Genomic DNA, 16,949 nt, shown 5'->3' with positions numbered 1-16,949 from the left:
GAAATATCCTGCACTCAATTCGCCCCAGCATCCAGCCGGAACGCATTCTCGACAATACGTAGTCCCACCTCATTGCTGAGCGACATCAGCGATTCCGGATGGAATTGCACGCCGGCGACCGGCAGCGTCTTGTGCTCCAGCGCCATGGCGACGCCGTCCTCGGTGCTGGCGGTGACGGACAACACCTCCGGCATGCTGTCGCGCTCGACAAAGAGCGAGTGATAGCGGCCGATGACGATCTCGTTCGGCAAATTGCGCATCAAGCGTCCGCCGCGCACCTGCACCCGCGAGGGACGGCCGTGCGCGGGATGGGTGAGCTGGCCGAGCTCGCCGCCGAAATATTCGCCGATCGCCTGCACGCCGAGGCAGACGCCAAACACCGGCAGCTTCTGCTCCAGCGCCGCGTCGATCGTCTTCTTGATCCCGAAATCTTCCGGTCTGCCGGGGCCCGGCGACAGCACCAGCAAATCCCATGTCTTCCGCTTGAGCATGTCGAGTGCATGCACATGGCGGACCACGGTGACGTCGGCGCCGACCTGGCGGAAATAATCGGCGAGCATGTGCACGAAGCTGTCGTCGTGGTCGATCAGCAGCACCCGCTTGCCCGAACCGGTCGCATCCGGCGCAAAAGTCGACAGCGGCTTTGGCGGATCGCCGCGCAGCGCCTGGAACAGGGCTGCGGCCTTGACCTGGCATTCGCGGTCTTCCGCGGCAGGATCCGAGTCGAACAGACAGGTGGCGCCGACACGCACTTCAGCCAGACCATCCTTCATGCGAATAGTGCGGATGGTGAGGCCGGTGTTGATGCTGCCGTCGAAGTTCACTGCGCCGATCGCGCCGGCATACCAGCGGCGCGGCGAGCGCTCGTGATCCTCGACGAACTGCATCGCCCACAGCTTGGGTGCGCCGGTGACGGTCACGGCCCACGCGTGGGTGAGGAAGGCGTCGAGCGCGTCGAAGCCGGGACGCAGCATGCCCTCGACATGATCGACGGTGTGGAAGAGCTTTGAATAGGTCTCGATCTGGCGCCGCGCCAGCACCTTGATCGTGCCGGGCACGCAGACGCGCGCCTTGTCGTTGCGGTCGACGTCGGTGCACATGTTGAGCTCGAACTCGTCCTTCTCCGAGTTCAGGAGCTGGCGGATCTGCTCGGCGTCGCCGATCGCGTCGGTGCCGCGCGCGATCGTGCCTGAGATCGGGCAGGTCTCGACCCGACGTCCGTCCGAGCGCACGAACATTTCCGGCGAGGCCGACACCAGGAATTCGCCCTCACCCAGATTCATCAGCGCGCCGTAGGGCGACGGGTTGATGACGCAGAGCCGCTGGAACACTTCGGCAGGCGAGCGATCGCAGGGCTCGGCGAACAGCTGGCCCGGCACCGCCTCGAACAGATCGCCGCGCGCAAACGCAGCACGCGCCGTCTCGACGGTGGCCTGATATTCGCCGGGCGCGTGATCGGCAAACCCCTGCCGCGGCGTCTTCAGATACGGACTCTCGGCGGTCTCGCGCGGCAGGCCCTCGGTCGACTTGCCCTTCCAGGCAAAATCGTAGCTCAGCACCACGCCGCGGCCGGTGGCGCGGTCATAGGCCAGCAGGCGATCGGGCACGTAGAGAACGATGTCACGCTGGTCGCTCTCTCGTGCGCGCTTCTGCACGAGGTCCTCGATCTGGAACACGAGGTCGTAGGCGAAAGCGCCGAACAGGCCGAGCAACCCGTCGTCATTGGCCGAGAAGGCGGCAATGATATCGCGCACCAGCGACATCACGCTGGCGCGCCGCGTGCGCTGGTCTTCCTCGACCGGCGCATCGCCGCGGATGATGTGGCCGGCAAGGCGCGTGGCGTTCTTCTCGGAGATGACGACGCAGGGCTCGCGCAGCACATCGCCGAGGAAGGCGATCAGCACCTGCCCGCGCGCGTTCAGCGCCTCCAGCTTGAAATTGACGCCTGATGTCTCGAGCTTGAGCGGGGGATCGGAGAAGCCGAGGTCAAAGCTCTCGTAGCGGCCGGGCACGGTCGTGCCCGAGGACAGCACCACGCCGCGGCGGCGGTCGAGCAGGTTGATCAGGTCGTCGAGCCTGTTGGCGCCGCCGGTAAACTGCTCCGCCACGCGCGTGATCGCCAGACCCGCGCGGGTCGCGTAGTCGCTTCTGGCCGGGAGGGCAAAGACTGTCCTGTTCATGTCGTCCTCTTACGAAACTTGCCGAGGGAACGCCACACAGGACAAACGAGAAGGCCGCCGCACTGTGCAGGCGACCTCAGACGATTTGGGAAAGGTAAATCGCACCGGCCACCTCTTAGGAGGTGCGCCACCAAAGACGGGCTGGGCAGGCTGCGGTGCTCATGGGCGGATACTCACCATGGCGCGGGGGCGGCGTCAAGGTGAGAAACCTACTCCCCGCGACCGGGCGCGCAGCGTCCGGCTGCCGCTTCTGCTTGGCTCAGGGCTCCTCGGCCTGCGGCCCCCAGCCGAACCGGTTCTTCGTCCGATCCCATTTGAGGACGGAATAGCCGTCGCATTCCATGCATCCCCAAAGGACGAGCTTGCCGCCCTTGTCCTTCGAGAGAGCGGCGAACTGGCGGTTCGTGCGTATGGCGTCGACAAAGCGGATCTTCGGCTTCTCGCCGTCCGCCTGATCGAGGAGCAGCATGAACCTGCCCTTGGGACCCGCACACTCCTGAAACACGCCGACCACGGCGATCTGCTTCGTGGCGCCGCCGTCGAAGCGCCCCTCGATGGTAAAGGACATGCCGGCGCCCTTCATCGCGTCGGTGCCGTTCTCGAACATCAGCTCTTTGGGGATCAGGTCCTTGCGGAATTCAGTCGCCTTGCACCAGCTCTTGCGGATCTGGTTCGCGGGGATACCGCGAACCTCCGTCGTGAAGGGTTGGAATTCCGCGATGACCCACCAGGCCTCCGTTTTGAGATTACCGTTCAGCGTGACGAAGGCTTGTTGTCCCGGCGCCTGAGCTGCCGTCAGCAGCAGGACGCCAAGGACGATCACCGGTCGAACGATCGAGCCGAGCACGCGGCGCGTGAGAAACGATGTCGACATTCCCTCGCTGCCCCTGGTCGATTGCTCCCGTCTCAACCCAGATGCTTCCTGAAAAACTCCGTCGCCCGTCCCCAGGCGAGTTCGGCGGCTTCGCGGTCGTGCACGGCCTGGCGCTGCTCGTTGACGAAGGCGTGCTCGGCGTCATAGCGGAACAGCTCCAGCGACTTCCCGGCGGCCTTCATGGCCTTCTCGAAGCCGCTGACCAGCTCCGGTGTGCACCAATCGTCCTTGTTGGCGAAATGGGCCTGGAGCGGGATCTTGACGTCGGCGGGCTTGGCCGCCTGCTCCGGCGGGATGCCGTAGAACACGACGCCGGCCGCGAGCTCTGGCACATGCACCGAGCCGATGATGGTGACGGCGCCGCCGAGACAGAAGCCGGTCAGCCCGACCTTGGCGCCGTTACGCGACAGATATTGCGCGGCGCCGCGCACGGTCTGCGTGGTGGCGTCCATGAAGTCGAGCGAGTTCATCTCCTTGTTGGCGCTGTCCGTGTCGTGATACGGTACCACCTTGCCCTTGTAGAGATCGGGTGCCAGCGCGTCGAAACCGGCCAACGCGAAGCGGTCGCACAGGCCCTTGATCTGGTCCGACAGGCCCCACCATTCCTGGATGACGACCACGCCCGGCGCATTGCCGCGCGCGGCATTGGCGAGATAGCCCGAGGCGTCCTTGCCGTCCGGGCGCTTGAAGGTGATGGCGGTTCCCATGGTGTCCTCCGATGAGATCTTGGGGGAGCGGTTGGTGGCATTTTGGCGGGTGCATGCGAACGACGCAATCACCGCGCAAACAAACTCTCGTGCCCCGGATGCAGCGCAGCGCGCCGCCCCTTGCGGCGTGATGCGCCGCCGATCCGGGGGTCCAGCTACGAGCATTCTGGGTCCCGGCTCGCGCTTCGCGCGTCCGGGACACGGACCCAACAAAAAAGCCCCCTTGCGGGGGCTTCTTCATTTCTCGTCGCATCAGAGCGCTCAGTGGGAGCTGGCCCAGACCTTCTTCTTGGTGAAGTACATCAGCCCCGCGAACAGGATCAGGAACACGAAGACCTGGAATCCGAGGCGCTTGCGCGCTTCCATGTGCGGCTCGGCGGTCCACATCAGGAAGGTGGTGACGTCCTTGGAATATTGCGCGACCGTGGTCGGCGAGCCGTCGTCATAGGTCACCTGGCCGTCGCTGAGCGGCTTCGGCATCTTGATGGCGTGGCCCGGGAAGTACTTGTTGTAGTACGAGCCCTCCGGAATGGTCACGCCTTCCGGCACCTTGTCCTCGAAGCCCTGCAGCAATGCCGAGACGTAGTCCGGGCCCTGCTCCTGGAACTGGGTGAAGAAGTCGAAGATGAACCAGGGGAAGCCGCGCTTATAGGAGCGCGCCTTGGTGATCAGGGAGAGGTCCGGCGGCGCCGCGCCACCGTTCGCCGCGCGAGCGGCCTGCTCGTTCGGGAACGGCGAGGGGAAATAGTCCGCCGGACGCCCCGCACGCTCGAACATGTCGCCGGCATCGTTCGGACCGTCCTTGACCTTGTATTCCGACGCGAAGGCCGCCGCCTGCGCCACCGAATAGCTGGGCCCACCGGGCTCGGCGAGGTTGCGGAAGGCCACATAGGACAGGCCGTGGCAGCTGGCGCAGACCTCCTTGTAGACCTTCAGGCCGCGCTGCAGCGCGCCGCGGTCGAACTTACCGAAAGGGCCGGAGAACGACCATTTGTTGCCCGGAGGCGTATCGCTGCCTTCAGACGCCTTCGCGCTGTCGACCGAGCCTGCGAACAACGAACCGGCGAGCGCCAGCATGATCGCGGTCGAGACCATCGGCGTCGATCGGCTACCGGTCTTGGCCAGCACCGCATCCGAGATCGAGTTCGGCACCGGCCGCGGCTTCTCGATGCGCGAGAGCAGCGGCAGCACGATCAGGAAGTAGGCGAAGTAGCAGACCGTCAGGACCCGGCCGGCAATGACGTAGATGCCTTCCGGCGGCTGCGCCCCGAGATAGCCGAGCAGGATGCAGACCACGACGAAGATCCAGAAGAACTGCTTGGCCAGCGGGCGATACTTCGACGACCTCGTCTTCGCGGCGTCCAGCCAGGGCAGGAAGCACAGGATGATGATCGCACCGAACATCCCGATGACGCCGGCGAGCTTGTTCGGGATCGAGCGCAGGATCGCGTAGAACGGCAGGTAATACCATTCCGGCACGATGTGCGGCGGCGTCACGCCCGGGTTCGCCGGAATGTAGTTGTCGGCGTCGCCGAGATAGTTCGGCATGTAGAAGATGAACCAGGCGTAGAGCAGCATGAAGCAGGCGACGCCGAACATGTCCTTGATGGTCGCGTGCGGCGTAAACGGCACCGTATCCTTTTCCGTCTTCGGCTCGACGCCGTCAGGATTGTTCTGGCCGGCGACGTGCAGCGCCCAGACGTGGAGCACGACGACGCCCGCGATCAGGAACGGCAGCAGGTAATGCAGCGAGAAGAAGCGGTTGAGCGTCGGATTGCCGACCGAATAGCCGCCCCACAGCAGCGTCACGATGCTCTCGCCGACATAGGGAATGGCGGAGAACAGGTTGGTGATGACCGTGGCGCCCCAGAAGCTCATCTGACCCCAGGGCAGCACGTAGCCCATGAAGCCGGTCGCCATCATCAAGAGGTAGATGATGACGCCGAGGATCCACAGCACCTCGCGCGGCTCCTTGTAGGACCCGTAATAGAGGCCGCGGAACATGTGAACATAGACGGCGACAAAGAACATCGATGCGCCGACCGCATGCATGTTGCGCAGCAGCCAGCCGTAGTTCACGTCACGGACGATCAGCTCGACCGACTTGAAGGCGAGATCGGCATGCGGCGTATAGTGCATCGCCAGGATCACGCCGGTCAGGATCTGCATCCCCAGCATGAAGGAGAGGATGGCGCCGAAGGTCCACCAATAGTTCAGGTTACGCGGGGTGGGATAGGCAACGAAGGAGGAGTGCATGAGGCCGAGGATCGGCAGGCGCCGCTCGATCCATTGCAGGGCCGGATTGCTCGGCTGGTAGTCGGATGGTCCGCTCATGATGCGATCCTGAGGAAATAGTACGACGAGACGGCGGGAAGCTTCGGACGAGGATCCGAGGCTCAGCCGATCTGGATTTTGGTGTCGGAAACGAACTGGTACGGCGGCACCGGCAGGTTAGCGGGCGCGGGCCCCTGGCGGATGCGGCCGGACGAATCGTACTGCGAACCATGGCAGGGGCAGAAGAACCCGTCGTAATTGCCCTCATGGGCGATGGGGATGCAGCCGAGATGGGTGCAGATACCGATCACGACCAGCCATTGATCATGGCCGGACTTGACCCGCGCCTCGTCGGTCTCGGGATCAGGCAGGCTCGCCACGTTGACGGCGCGCGCCTCGTCGATCTGCTTCTTGGTGCGGTGGCTGATGTAGATCGGCTTGCCGCGCCAGAACACCTTGATGTCCTGACCTTCGGCGACCGGACTGAGATCGACCTCGATCGGCGCACCGGCGGCGATAGTCGAAGCGTCAGGATTCATTTGGGAGATGAAGGGCCAGAGCGCGGCTGCGCCCCCTACTGCTGCAGCTGCCCCGGTTGCAACGAATAAGAAATCACGGCGTGTCGGATGGTCCGCCGAAGACGCTGTCGTCACGATTCCAACCCTTTCTTCTTACGCCACCGGTGGAACCGCTCCAGGAGCCCCCAAGGTCCCCGGAACAGTCTGCCGGCGCCCGCGGCCCCCCGCGGCGGCAGAACTTCGCCCATTCACCTCTAAACGGGTGAAACAGCAGTCCAGAATCGTTCTATTGGCACCCTTGCCGGGCGAGCGCAAGCCCGCTATCGGCGCGGGAGCGTGCCATGCACGAATTCCCGGGCGGGCGATGTTTTATTGAGACATTTCCGGCCCGCATCGCCCCCGATACAGCCCTCGCACAGCCCATGCAGATAGCGCTTTTCCAACCCGACATCGCCCAGAACACCGGCACGATTCTCAGGCTTTGCGCCTGCCTGGGCATCGCCGCCCATATCATCGAACCGGCGGGCTTCCCCGTCTCCGACCGCCTGTTCCGCCGGGCGGGAATGGACTACCTCGACCACGTCAGCCTTATCAGACACGACTCCTGGGCCAAATTCGAGGACTGGCGCGCCGCACATGGCTACCGCCTGCTGCTGTTCACCACGAAAGCTGCCACCGACTACCGCGATTTCCGTTACCAGACGTCGGACATCCTGCTATTCGGGCGCGAGAGCGCCGGTGTCACGGACGCGGTGGTCGAGGCCGCCGATGCCCGGCTGGTGATCCCGATCAAGGCGGGGCTGCGGTCGCTCAATGTCGCCATGACCGCGGCCATGGCCGCCGGCGAGGCGCTGCGGCAGATCCGGAACCCGCAAGCCTGATAGATTGAGGAGAGACGATTGAGTTACGCGGTCAAGGAGATCTTCCTGACCTTGCAAGGCGAAGGCGCCCATGCCGGGCGCGCGTCCGTGTTCTGCCGTTTTGCCGGCTGCAACCTCTGGAGCGGCCGCGAGGCGGACCGCCTTGAGGCCACCTGCAAGTTCTGCGACACGGATTTCGTCGGAACCGACGGCACCTTCGGCGGCCGCTACGGCTCGGCCGCGGAGCTCGCCGACACCATCGCCGCGCAATGGACTGCGGCCGCCGCCAACCGCTACGTGGTGCTGACCGGAGGCGAGCCGCTGCTCCAGGTCGACGCCGCGCTGATCGAGGCGCTCCACGCCCGCGGCTTCGAGATCGGCGTCGAGACCAACGGCACCATCGCAGCGCCGGAGGGGCTCGACTGGATCTGCGTCAGCCCCAAGGGCGGCAGCGAGCTGGTGCTGCGCCAGGGCCACGAGCTGAAGCTGGTCTATCCGCAGGCCCTCGCCGCGCCCGAGACGTTCGAGGGCCTCGCCTTCGAGCGCTTTTCGCTGCAGCCGATGGACGGACCGGAGGTCATCGAGAACACCGCGCGCGCGATCGACTATTGCCTGCATCATCCACAATGGCGGCTCAGCGTGCAGACGCATAAATCGCTCGGCATCAGATAGGACGCGACTGGGAATGCAGATGGACATGTCGACGATCGACGACCGCAAGACCCGCGCCCGCACCTGGTTCGAAGCCTTGCGCGACGACATCTGCGCCAGCTTCGAGCGGCTCGAGGACGACGCCCCGCAAAGCCTTTATCCAGGCGAAGCCGGTCGCTTCAAGCGCACGCCCTGGCAGCGCACCGACCATACCGGCGCGGCTGGAGGTGGCGGCGTGATGTCGATGATGCACGGCCGCCTGTTCGAGAAGGTCGGCGTGCACTGCTCGACCGTGCACGGCGAGTTCGCGCCCGAATTTCGCGCCCAGATCCCCGGCGCCGCGGACGATCCAAAATTCTGGGCCTCCGGCATCTCGCTGATCGCGCATATGCGCAATCCGAACGTGCCCACCGTGCACATGAACACCCGCTTCGTGGTCACCACGAAAGCCTGGTTCGGCGGCGGCGCCGATCTCACACCGGTGCTCGACCGACGGCGCACCCAGGACGATGCCGACAGCATCGCCTTCCACGCCGCGATGAAGCAAGCCTGCAACCAGCCGAACGGCGTTGCCGACTACGACAAGTACAAGAAATGGTGCGACGAATATTTCTACCTGCCGCACCGCAAGGAGGCCCGCGGCATCGGCGGCATCTTCTACGACTGGCACGACAGCGGTGACTGGGACGCCGACCTCGCCTTCACCAAGGACGTCGGCCGCGCCTTCCTGAAGATCTATCCCGACATCGTCAGGCGCAATTTGGCGGCAGGCTGGACCGCCGCGGACCGCGAGGAGCAATTGATCCGGCGCGGCCGCTATGTCGAATTCAACCTGCTCTACGATCGCGGCACCATCTTCGGGCTGAAGACCGGCGGCAATGTGGATTCGATCCTGTCGTCGATGCCGCCGGAGGTGAAGTGGCCATGACTGTTTCGAGGCCGCTGCCGCGCGCCATGCTGATCGACATGGATGACACCATCCTGTCGGCCTATGGCCGGCCCGAGATCGCCTGGAACACGATCGCGAACGAGTTTGCCGAAGAGCTGGCGCCGCTGCCGCCGCCGCAAGTCGCAACCGCGGTGCTCGCCTTTGCGCGGCAGTTCTGGTCGACTGCGGAGCCGATCTGGCGGATGAAGCTCGGCGAGGCGCGGAGGCTCACGGTGCGCGGCGGCTTCGCCGCGCTCGCCGCAAATGGCCATCGCGCGCTGCCCGACGATCTCGCCGATCGCATCGCCGACCGCTTCACCACCTATCGCGAGGAAGCAATCTTCGTCTTCCCCGGCGCGCATGACGCGATCGACGCGTTCAGGGCACGCGGAATCAAGCTCGCGCTGGTCACCAACGGCGCCGCCGACATGCAGCGCGCCAAGGTCGAGCGGTTCGAGTTGACCCATCGCTTCGACCATATCCAGATCGAGGGTGAGCACGGTTTCGGCAAGCCGGAGGAGCGCGCCTATCTGCACGCGATGGAGGCGCTGGGCGTTTCCGCAAGGGACACCTGGATGATCGGCGACAATCTGGAATGGGAAGTGGTGACGCCGCAGCGCCTCGGCATCTATTCGATCTGGATCGACGTGCACGGCGACGGCCTGCCCGAAGGCTCGACGGTCAGGCCCGACCGCATCATCCGCTCGCTGACCGAGCTGGTGCCGGAGCGGCCGTAACCGGGCCCGAAGACAAAATATCGAAAACAACCCCATGCACAGTAGGGCGCTGCTGCAATTACAACGGCTTACAGCACGCGCAAAATGAATTTCTGATTTTACGAAATGATTTGACCTGTCGGGCAAAACAGGCGCATGATGCCATCATCGCGACGCACGGGACGTACCCCCTGCGCACCCCATCCGAGAAGCGCCTTTGCCTCTCGCAATGGGACTGCTCCGGCTTGACACTCCATCATCGGCGTTTCAGCAGTCTGGCAGCGGATGCGCGCTGCCGCAGGACATCCACTGATCCCGCATCCCGTGATCGGCGCGTCATGCCGGCTTGTTAGCTTCTTAAGTCAATCAACCGAAAGGACCATCCATGGAACTGAAAGCCGGCGATATCGTCATGCTGAAATCCGGCGGCCAGCCGCTGACCGTCGCGAACGTGAAGGGCGACGACGTGATCTGTCTCTGGATGGGCGTCGAAGGCGACCTGTTTCGCGAGACGCTGCCGCTCGCCGTGCTCGAGCGCCTGGAAGAAGTGGACGAGGATGATGACGACGAGGACGACGAAGACGAGGAGTAGGCACACCTAAGACTGCATCCTCGTTGGATCGGAGCGCTTCGCTCCGGCGCTCGTGATGTCCGCTTCTCCGCCAACAACGGCGCGGTAGCGGACATCGCCAGATGATTGCGGGACTTGCGATGAAGGCCTTTGTAGACGGCTCGTCTGATTTCGAATCATGCTGGGGCGCGCGTCGCTAAAGGCGATCATTCGCTCTCCAGCAGACAGGGGCGACAGTTTGACGCGACTGTGAGCCGCAATTTTGGACCGCGGTGGATATAGTCGAACGCAGCATCCACGCGCACCTGCGATGGAACAACGAACGTTCCGGCAGATAGCGTGACACCGTTCCGAATTTCCGCCACGTCGAGATGAGTGGCTGGCGCACATCGCGCCCCGGGGCTTCTATGCTCTGCGCGGCGCTCTCGCGGCCGCAGTTTCCGCCCGCTCAAGTCGGCACCATCGCGAAAATCTAGCAGTAGAGATATCCGCCCGCGTCGGCTAAGCAATTGAGGACCAGCGGACGACCTCTCGCCACCTCGCAGTTTGGGGCAATGAACGCAAATGTTCCTCCTTGCCGTTCTCGTCCTTCCTTTCGCCGGAAGCTTCATTGCCGCCCTGTTGCAGGTCAATGCGCGCAACGCCGAGGCATGGCTCGCCGGAGGAGTTGCACTCGCCGCGTTCGGCCTCATCGCCACGGCTTATCCCGATGTCGCGAATGGTGGCGTCATCGGGTGGCGAACGGAGTGGGTGCCCGAACTCGGACTCGCGTTTGCGCTGAGACTTGATGGCTTCGCATGGGCCTTCGCAATGCTGGTCACCGGAATTGGCTTTCTGGTGGTGCTGTATGCCCGCTACTATATGTCGCCAAGCGATCCCGTTCCGCGCTTCTTTTCCTTCCTGCTCGCGTTCATGGGCGCAATGCTGGGGATCGTATTCTCCGGCAACCTGTTGCAACTGGTTTTCTTCTGGGAACTGACCAGCCTGTTTTCGTTCTTGCTGATCAGCTACTGGCATCACAATTCGGCTGCAAGGGACGGCGCACGAATGGCGCTGGTGATCACTTCGACCGGCGGACTTTGCCTCTTCGCCGGCGTGCTGCTGATCGGTCACATCGTAGGCAGCTATGACCTGGACAAGGTGCTCGCTTCCGGAGACGCGATCCGTTCGCACGCGCTCTATGTCCCTGCACTCGTGCTGGTCCTGCTCGGCGCGCTGACCAAGAGCGCCCAATTTCCGTTCCATTTTTTGGCTGCCGCACGCGATGGCGGCTCCGACGCCCGTATCCGCTTATCTCCATTCGGCAACGATGGTGAAGGCCGGCGTGTTTCTTTTGGTCAGGCTCTGGCCGGCCCTGGGCGGATCGAACGAATGGTTGTGGCTGGTGGGATCGGCTGGTTTGATCACCTTTCTCTTGGGCGCATTTCTCGCGGTGTTCCAGCAGGATTTGAAGGGGCTGCTGGCCTACTCGACGATCAGCCATCTCGGCTTGATCACGCTCCTGACCGGACTGGATACGCCGTTCGGGCAGATCGCAGCGATCTTCCACATCATGAACCATGCCACGTTCAAGGCATCGCTGTTCATGGCCGCGGGCATCATCGATCACGAAACCGGCACTCGCGACATTCGCCGCTTGAGCGGTCTCTGGGCGTTCATGCCGATCACGGCGACTCTGGCCATGGTCGCCGCCGGGTCGATGGCCGGTGTGCCGCTGCTGAACGGATTCCTCTCGAAAGAGATGTTCTTCGCCGAAACGATCGAGATTCATGACAACTCGATGGTCGATCGAGCGCTTCCCTATATCGTCACCGCCGCGAGCACTTTCAGCGTGGCCTATTCGCTCCGGTTCATTCGCGACGTGTTCTTCGGCCCGGCCCCCGTCGGCCTCCCGCGCACGCCTCACGAGCCCCCGCTCCTGATGCGACTTCCGGCCGAGCTTCTCGTGCTTGCATGTATCGTCGTGGGCATCGCCCCCGCGTTAACCGTTGCACCTATCCTCGATACCGCTGCTGGAGCAGTTCTCGGTTCCAGGATGCCGGAGTACAGCCTGAGAATATGGCATGGCTTTACCCCCGAACTGCTGATGAGCATCCTGGCGATGGTGGGTGGGGTGGGCGTCTATGTGATGCTGCGCTCCTACCTCCTCGTCAACGAGGGACCGCCCTTGCTCGGCCGCTTCAGCGGCAAGCAGATCTTTGACTGGATGATGGTGACGTTATCCTGGCGACTTGCACGCTGGCTGGCGAGCAAGCTCGGGACGAGACATCTCCAGCCACAGTTGAGGATCCTGGCCGGCGTGGCGTTCGTCGCTGCCCTGCTGCCACTCTATTCACGTGGCATCATGCTGGCGAATCCCCTAGGGGCCAAGTTTGACCTCGCCTTTGCATTGCTCTGGGCGGTGGGCGCTGCCTGCGCCATCGGCGCTGCGGTCCAGGCTAAATTCCATCGCGTCGTCGCGCTGATCCTGCTCGGGACTGCCGGTCTCGCGACCTGCGTCAGCTTCGTGTGGCTGTCCGCTCCCGATGTCGCGCTGACGCAGATCGTCGTCGAGACGGTGACGACGGTTCTCCTGTTGCTCGGCTTGCGATGGTTGCCGAAGCGCGTCGCACCGGTCGGCGCGAGCCAGGCTGCCGGCAGGATTCGATGGCACCGCGTGCGTGACTTCGCTATCGCGCTCTTCGCCGGCGTCGGGCTGGCCACGCTCGCGCTGGCAGTGATGCAGCACCCGGCTACGGACAGCATCTCGCGATACTTCGTCGAAAACGCGTACACGAAAGGTGGCGGAACCAACGTGGTCAACGTCATCCTGGTGGACTTCCGCGGATTCGATACGATGGGCGAGATCACGGTGCTCGCGGTCGTTGCACTGACCGTCTACGCGCTCTTGCGCCGCTTCCGTCCGGCGCCCGAGAGCATTCCCGTTCCCGAACAGCAGCACGCGCAGGATAGCCACGACGAAGCGCATCCCGATCGACAGAAGGGAGACACTGCCAAGGATACAACGGAGACTGCGGCGCTGATGATGGGGCTGCTGTTTCCGGTGATCGGCGTCGTGGCGATCTTCCTGCTGTTGCGCGGGCATGACCTTCCAGGCGGAGGCTTCGTGGCAGGCGTCGCAATGGCGACCGCGTTCATCCTGCAGTACATGGCTCGCGGCACGGCATGGGTGGAAGCTCGTCTTCACGTCATGCCCGTGCGCTGGATGGGCTTCGGGCTTCTGTTGGCGGGGGGCACGGGAGCCGCCGCCTGCGTCTTCGGATACCCCTTCCTGACCTCGTACTTTGCGTATGCCGAGCTGCCTCTGGTCGGCCGTGTCCCGATGGCCAGCGCCTTCCTTTTCGACATCGGCGTGTTCTCGCTCGTGGTCGGTGCCACGGTGCTGATGCTCATCGCAATCGCGCATCAATCGTTGCGTCGCTACGGAGGTCCACTCCAGACCGGCCAGCGCTTGCCCGGCGAGCGGTCGAAGGAGGAACTGGTCTGATGGAGCTCGTGCTGGCGATCGGTATCGGTACGCTTGCGGCGTCCGGCGTGTGGCTGATCCTCCGGCCGCGCACGTTTCAAGTCATCATCGGGCTGTCGTTGCTCTCTTACGCCGTCAATCTCTTCATCGTGGCCGTGGGGCGGGTGCGGAGCGGGGCTCCGGTGCTTATCGCAAAGGAGATCGGCGATGTCGCCAAGCACGCTGATCCGGTCCCGCAGGCGCTGGTGCTGACTGCAATCGTCATCAGCTTCGCGACCACCGCTCTGTTCCTGGTGGTTCTGCTCGCATCGCGCGGCCTGGCACGGACCGATCATGTGGACGGTCAGGAGCCGGAAGCGTGAGCGGCGCTGCAAGTCTGGTCATCGCGCCAATCCTCCTGCCTTTGCTGGCTGGTGCCGGCATGCTGCTGCTCAACGGAGAAAGACACCGGGCCATCGTGGCAGGCCTCAATGTCGCCGGAACCGTTGCACTCGTTTGCATCGCGGTGGTCTTGCTCGGAATGTCCGATGCAGGAACCAGGGAAGTCTACCGTCTGGGCAATTGGCCTGCTCCGTTCGGAATCGTCCTCGTTCTCGATCGGCTGTCCGCCCTCATGCTGCTCCTGACCAACGTCCTGGCGCTGGCCACGGCGGTGTTCTCTCTTGCCCGTTGGCACCGGGCAGGCGCGCATTTCCATTCCCTGTTTCAATTCCTGCTGATGGGCCTCAACGGCGCCTTCCTCACCGGCGATCTTTTCAACCTGTTCGTGTTCTTCGAGCTGTTGCTGGCGGCATCATACGGCCTTCTGCTGCACGGTTCCGGCATTGCACGGGTGAAGGCGGGGCTGCATTACATCGTCGTGAACCTGGCGGCGTCGCTGTTGTTTCTGATCGGGGTCAGCCTGATCTACGGCGTCACCGGGACGCTCAACATGGCGGATCTCGCGGCAAGAGTGCCCGCCATCGCCGCCGAGAGCCGGGGCTTGCTCGAAGCAGGTGCGGGCGTGCTGGCGGTCGCCTTCCTGCTCAAGGCCGGAATGTGGCCTCTGAGCTTCTGGCTCCCGACGGCCTACGCAGCCGCAAGTCCGCCGGTGGCGTCGATCTTTGCGATCATGACGAAGGTCGGCGTGTATGTCTTACTGCGTCTGTCGCTTTTGCTTTTCGGCGAAGGCGCCGGCGCATCGGCCGGCTTCGGCAGCGACTGGTTATTGTGGGGCGGCTTGGCGACGACCCTATTCGGAGCGATCGGCACGTTGGCATCGCAGGATACCGCACGCCTCGGCGGCTTTTCGGTGCTCGTATCCTCCGGAACGGTGCTCGCTGCCACGGGGATGGGACAGGTCGGCATCACCAGTGCAGCGCTCTTTTACCTGGTCAGCTCGACGCTCGGCATCAGCGCCTTCTTCCTTCTCGTCGAGCTCATCGAACGCGGCCGCGAACCTGGAGCGGACATGATCGCCGTCACCCGGGAAGCCTATGGAGAAGAGGACGAGACAGGCGAAGCGGAAGAGGACGTCGGCACCGCCATCGTAGCCACGATGGGCTTACTCGGCGTCGCTTTCATCGGCTGTGCGCTGGTCATCGCCGGGCTGCCTCCGCTGTCCGGCTTCATCGCTAAATTCGCGCTGCTCGCGGCGGCGCTCAATCCGACAGAAACGCATCAAAACGGCGCCGTTCCCGGCAGCGGATGGGCGCTTCTCGTTGTGCTGATCTTCTCTGGTTTCGCGACGTTGGTCGCGATGGCCCGCGCGGGAATCCGCATCTTCTGGGCCTCGCCCGATCGCACCGTGCCGCGCGTGCGCGTGATCGAGATGGCGCCGATCATGTTCCTGCTGATCATCTGCGCCGCCCAAACGGTCCTGGCCGGTCCCGTGATCCGTTTCATGCAGGCTACGGCACAATCTCTGCACGCGCCGGCGGGCTACGTCAGCGACGTCCTGGAGGCCGCCCCCGAAGGCAGCCGAAAAGCGGAGGGCAAATGACACGCTTTCTGCCCTTTCCGATCGTGAGCTTCTGCCTTCTCGCATTGTGGCTGCTGCTCAATCAAGCAGCCACGCTCGGGCACATCCTCCTCGGCTGCATGGTCGCGCTCGTCGGCGGGCGGATTCTCACCGTGCTGGAGTTACCGAGCGTGCGGGTCAGACGACCCGGCGTCATTCTGCGACTGTTGGGACTGGTCGCGGTCGACATCGTCCGCTCCAATCTGGCGGTTGGACAGATCGTTCTCGGTTTTGGACGGCGACAGCGAACGGCGGGTTTCGTGAAACTTCCCCTCGACATGCGCAACCCGTACGGGTTGGCCTCATTGGCTTGCATCATCACGTCGACCCCCGGAACGCTGTGGGTGAATTTCGACGCTCAGAAGGGTTCGTTGATGATCCATGTTCTGGACCTCGTCGATGAAAACGAGTGGATCCGCACGATCAAGGACCGCTACGAACGCCATCTGCTGGAGATATTCGAATGAGCCAGCTCATGCTGACCTACTCGCTCGTTGCCGCGCAAGTGCTGCTCGGGTTGGCGATCGGCTGCGGCGCCTTCCGCATCTTTCTAGGGCCGCGGGCACAGGATCGCGTCCTGGGCTTCGACACGTTGTCCGTGAACGCGATGTTGTTGCTTCTGACGTTCGGGATTCGATCCGGCGAAGCGCTTTATTTCGAGGCGGCTCTGGCCATGGCGCTGTTCGGCTTCGTCGCGACGGTTGCACTGGCCAAGTTTCTGCTCCGCGGCGAGGTGATCGAATGAACGGCATCGAACAATTGCCGCCCTGGGCTGCGGTTCTCACGGCAGTTCTTCTGCTCACTGGCGCGGCCGTCACGCTTGTCGGTTCGCTCGGCCTGTTGCGTCTCGGCACATTTTACGAGCGGGTCCATGCGCCGACGCTGGGGACGACGCTCGGCACCGTCTTCATCGCGGCCGCTTCGATGGTCTACTTCTCGGTCCTGCAGAGCAGACCGGTGTTGCACGAAATCCTGATTGTAGGGCTTGGCGTCGTGACCACCCCTATCGCGCTGACTGTGTTGGTCGGCGCAGCCCGATTCCGCGATACCGCCGAACAAAGTCCGCCAGCGCGCGAACCGGAGAATAATTAGGACGAAGCACGCGGCGCCACAAACGACCAAGCGCTGATTGCAGACGGCTCTGCGGATCGGCCAAGGCCGGCTAAATGTCGCATTTGATTCTCGCGGCAAATGCCTACGTCTAG

General features: G+C 63.7%; 15 protein-coding genes and 1 pseudogene. 11 read left to right on the top strand and 5 right to left on the bottom strand.

Annotated features, from left to right (window positions below):
- Positions 1-14: 14 nt before the first annotated feature.
- The 5 genes from XI03_RS34655 to petA all read right to left on the bottom strand — a co-directional run bounded on the left by XI03_RS34655 (position 15) and on the right by petA (position 6,688).
- Positions 15-2,180 (bottom strand): anthranilate synthase component I, encoded by a 2,166-nt coding sequence (locus XI03_RS34655; RefSeq protein WP_271594605.1) that lies wholly within the window; start codon positions 2,178-2,180, stop codon positions 15-17.
- A 259-nt stretch (positions 2,181-2,439) separates the two neighbouring features.
- On the bottom strand, positions 2,440-3,054 hold the full coding sequence (locus XI03_RS34650) for a hypothetical protein (protein WP_271594604.1): 615 nt from the start codon (positions 3,052-3,054) through the stop codon (positions 2,440-2,442).
- A gap of 32 nt (positions 3,055-3,086) precedes the next feature.
- Complete coding sequence (locus tag XI03_RS34645; protein ID WP_028141701.1) at positions 3,087-3,761, bottom strand: dienelactone hydrolase family protein; 675 nt, start codon at positions 3,759-3,761, stop codon at positions 3,087-3,089.
- Positions 3,762-4,022: 261 nt separating this feature from the next.
- A complete protein-coding gene (gene fbcH / locus XI03_RS34640) occupies positions 4,023-6,095 on the bottom strand; it encodes a cytochrome b/c1 (protein WP_095426908.1) in 2,073 nt (690 codons plus the stop codon).
- 62 nt (positions 6,096-6,157) lie between these two features.
- Complete coding sequence (gene petA, locus XI03_RS34635) at positions 6,158-6,688, bottom strand: ubiquinol-cytochrome c reductase iron-sulfur subunit (RefSeq protein WP_271594603.1); 531 nt, start codon at positions 6,686-6,688, stop codon at positions 6,158-6,160.
- A gap of 287 nt (positions 6,689-6,975) precedes the next feature.
- On the opposite strand from petA, the gene XI03_RS34630 reads away from it, so the two are divergent.
- The 11 genes and pseudogenes from XI03_RS34630 (at position 6,976) to mnhG (ending at position 16,836) form a co-directional block, all read left to right on the top strand.
- The gene (locus XI03_RS34630; protein ID WP_018323305.1) at positions 6,976-7,434 is read left to right on the top strand and encodes a tRNA (cytidine(34)-2'-O)-methyltransferase; all 459 of its coding nucleotides are present in this window, start codon (positions 6,976-6,978) and stop codon (positions 7,432-7,434) included.
- 18 nt (positions 7,435-7,452) lie between these two features.
- A complete protein-coding gene (gene queE, locus XI03_RS34625) occupies positions 7,453-8,085 on the top strand; it encodes a 7-carboxy-7-deazaguanine synthase (RefSeq protein WP_028141705.1) in 633 nt (210 codons plus the stop codon).
- 19 nt (positions 8,086-8,104) lie between these two features.
- Positions 8,105-8,992: an oxygen-dependent coproporphyrinogen oxidase gene (gene hemF / locus XI03_RS34620; protein ID WP_271594602.1), complete on the top strand. Its 888-nt coding sequence runs from the start codon at positions 8,105-8,107 to the stop codon at positions 8,990-8,992.
- Positions 8,989-9,729 carry an HAD family hydrolase gene (locus tag XI03_RS34615; RefSeq protein ID WP_271594601.1) on the top strand — a complete coding sequence of 247 codons (741 nt, stop codon included), beginning with the start codon at positions 8,989-8,991 and terminating at the stop codon, positions 9,727-9,729. The genes hemF and XI03_RS34615 overlap by 4 nt, the downstream gene beginning before the upstream one ends.
- 364 nt (positions 9,730-10,093) lie before the next feature.
- Positions 10,094-10,300, top strand: a complete 207-nt coding sequence (locus XI03_RS34610) for a YodC family protein (protein WP_028141708.1) — start codon at positions 10,094-10,096, stop codon at positions 10,298-10,300.
- A gap of 543 nt (positions 10,301-10,843) precedes the next feature.
- Positions 10,844-13,766 (top strand): annotated as a pseudogene (locus XI03_RS34605) (monovalent cation/H+ antiporter subunit A).
- The gene (locus XI03_RS34600) at positions 13,766-14,107 is read left to right on the top strand and encodes a Na+/H+ antiporter subunit C (protein ID WP_152103383.1); all 342 of its coding nucleotides are present in this window, start codon (positions 13,766-13,768) and stop codon (positions 14,105-14,107) included. Before XI03_RS34605 ends, XI03_RS34600 begins: the two are co-directional and overlap by 1 nt.
- Positions 14,104-15,726 carry a monovalent cation/H+ antiporter subunit D gene (locus XI03_RS34595; RefSeq protein WP_271594600.1) on the top strand — a complete coding sequence of 541 codons (1,623 nt, stop codon included), beginning with the start codon at positions 14,104-14,106 and terminating at the stop codon, positions 15,724-15,726. Before XI03_RS34600 ends, XI03_RS34595 begins: the two co-directional genes overlap by 4 nt.
- On the top strand, positions 15,723-16,211 hold the full coding sequence (locus tag XI03_RS34590) for a Na+/H+ antiporter subunit E (RefSeq protein WP_271594599.1): 489 nt from the start codon (positions 15,723-15,725) through the stop codon (positions 16,209-16,211). Before XI03_RS34595 ends, XI03_RS34590 begins: the two co-directional genes overlap by 4 nt.
- Complete coding sequence (locus tag XI03_RS34585; protein ID WP_028141712.1) at positions 16,208-16,489, top strand: K+/H+ antiporter subunit F; 282 nt, start codon at positions 16,208-16,210, stop codon at positions 16,487-16,489. Before XI03_RS34590 ends, XI03_RS34585 begins: the two co-directional genes overlap by 4 nt.
- Positions 16,486-16,836 carry a monovalent cation/H(+) antiporter subunit G gene (mnhG, locus tag XI03_RS34580; RefSeq protein ID WP_038948315.1) on the top strand — a complete coding sequence of 117 codons (351 nt, stop codon included), beginning with the start codon at positions 16,486-16,488 and terminating at the stop codon, positions 16,834-16,836. The genes XI03_RS34585 and mnhG overlap by 4 nt, the downstream gene beginning before the upstream one ends.
- Positions 16,837-16,949 lie beyond the last annotated feature (113 nt).

Origin of the sequence: Bradyrhizobium sp. CCBAU 65884, assembly GCF_028128835.1 — a bacterium.
Classification (GTDB): Bacteria; Pseudomonadota; Alphaproteobacteria; order Rhizobiales; family Xanthobacteraceae; genus Bradyrhizobium; species Bradyrhizobium ottawaense.
Note: the sequence above shows the minus strand (reverse complement) of the source record. Positions and strands in the feature narration are given on the sequence as shown.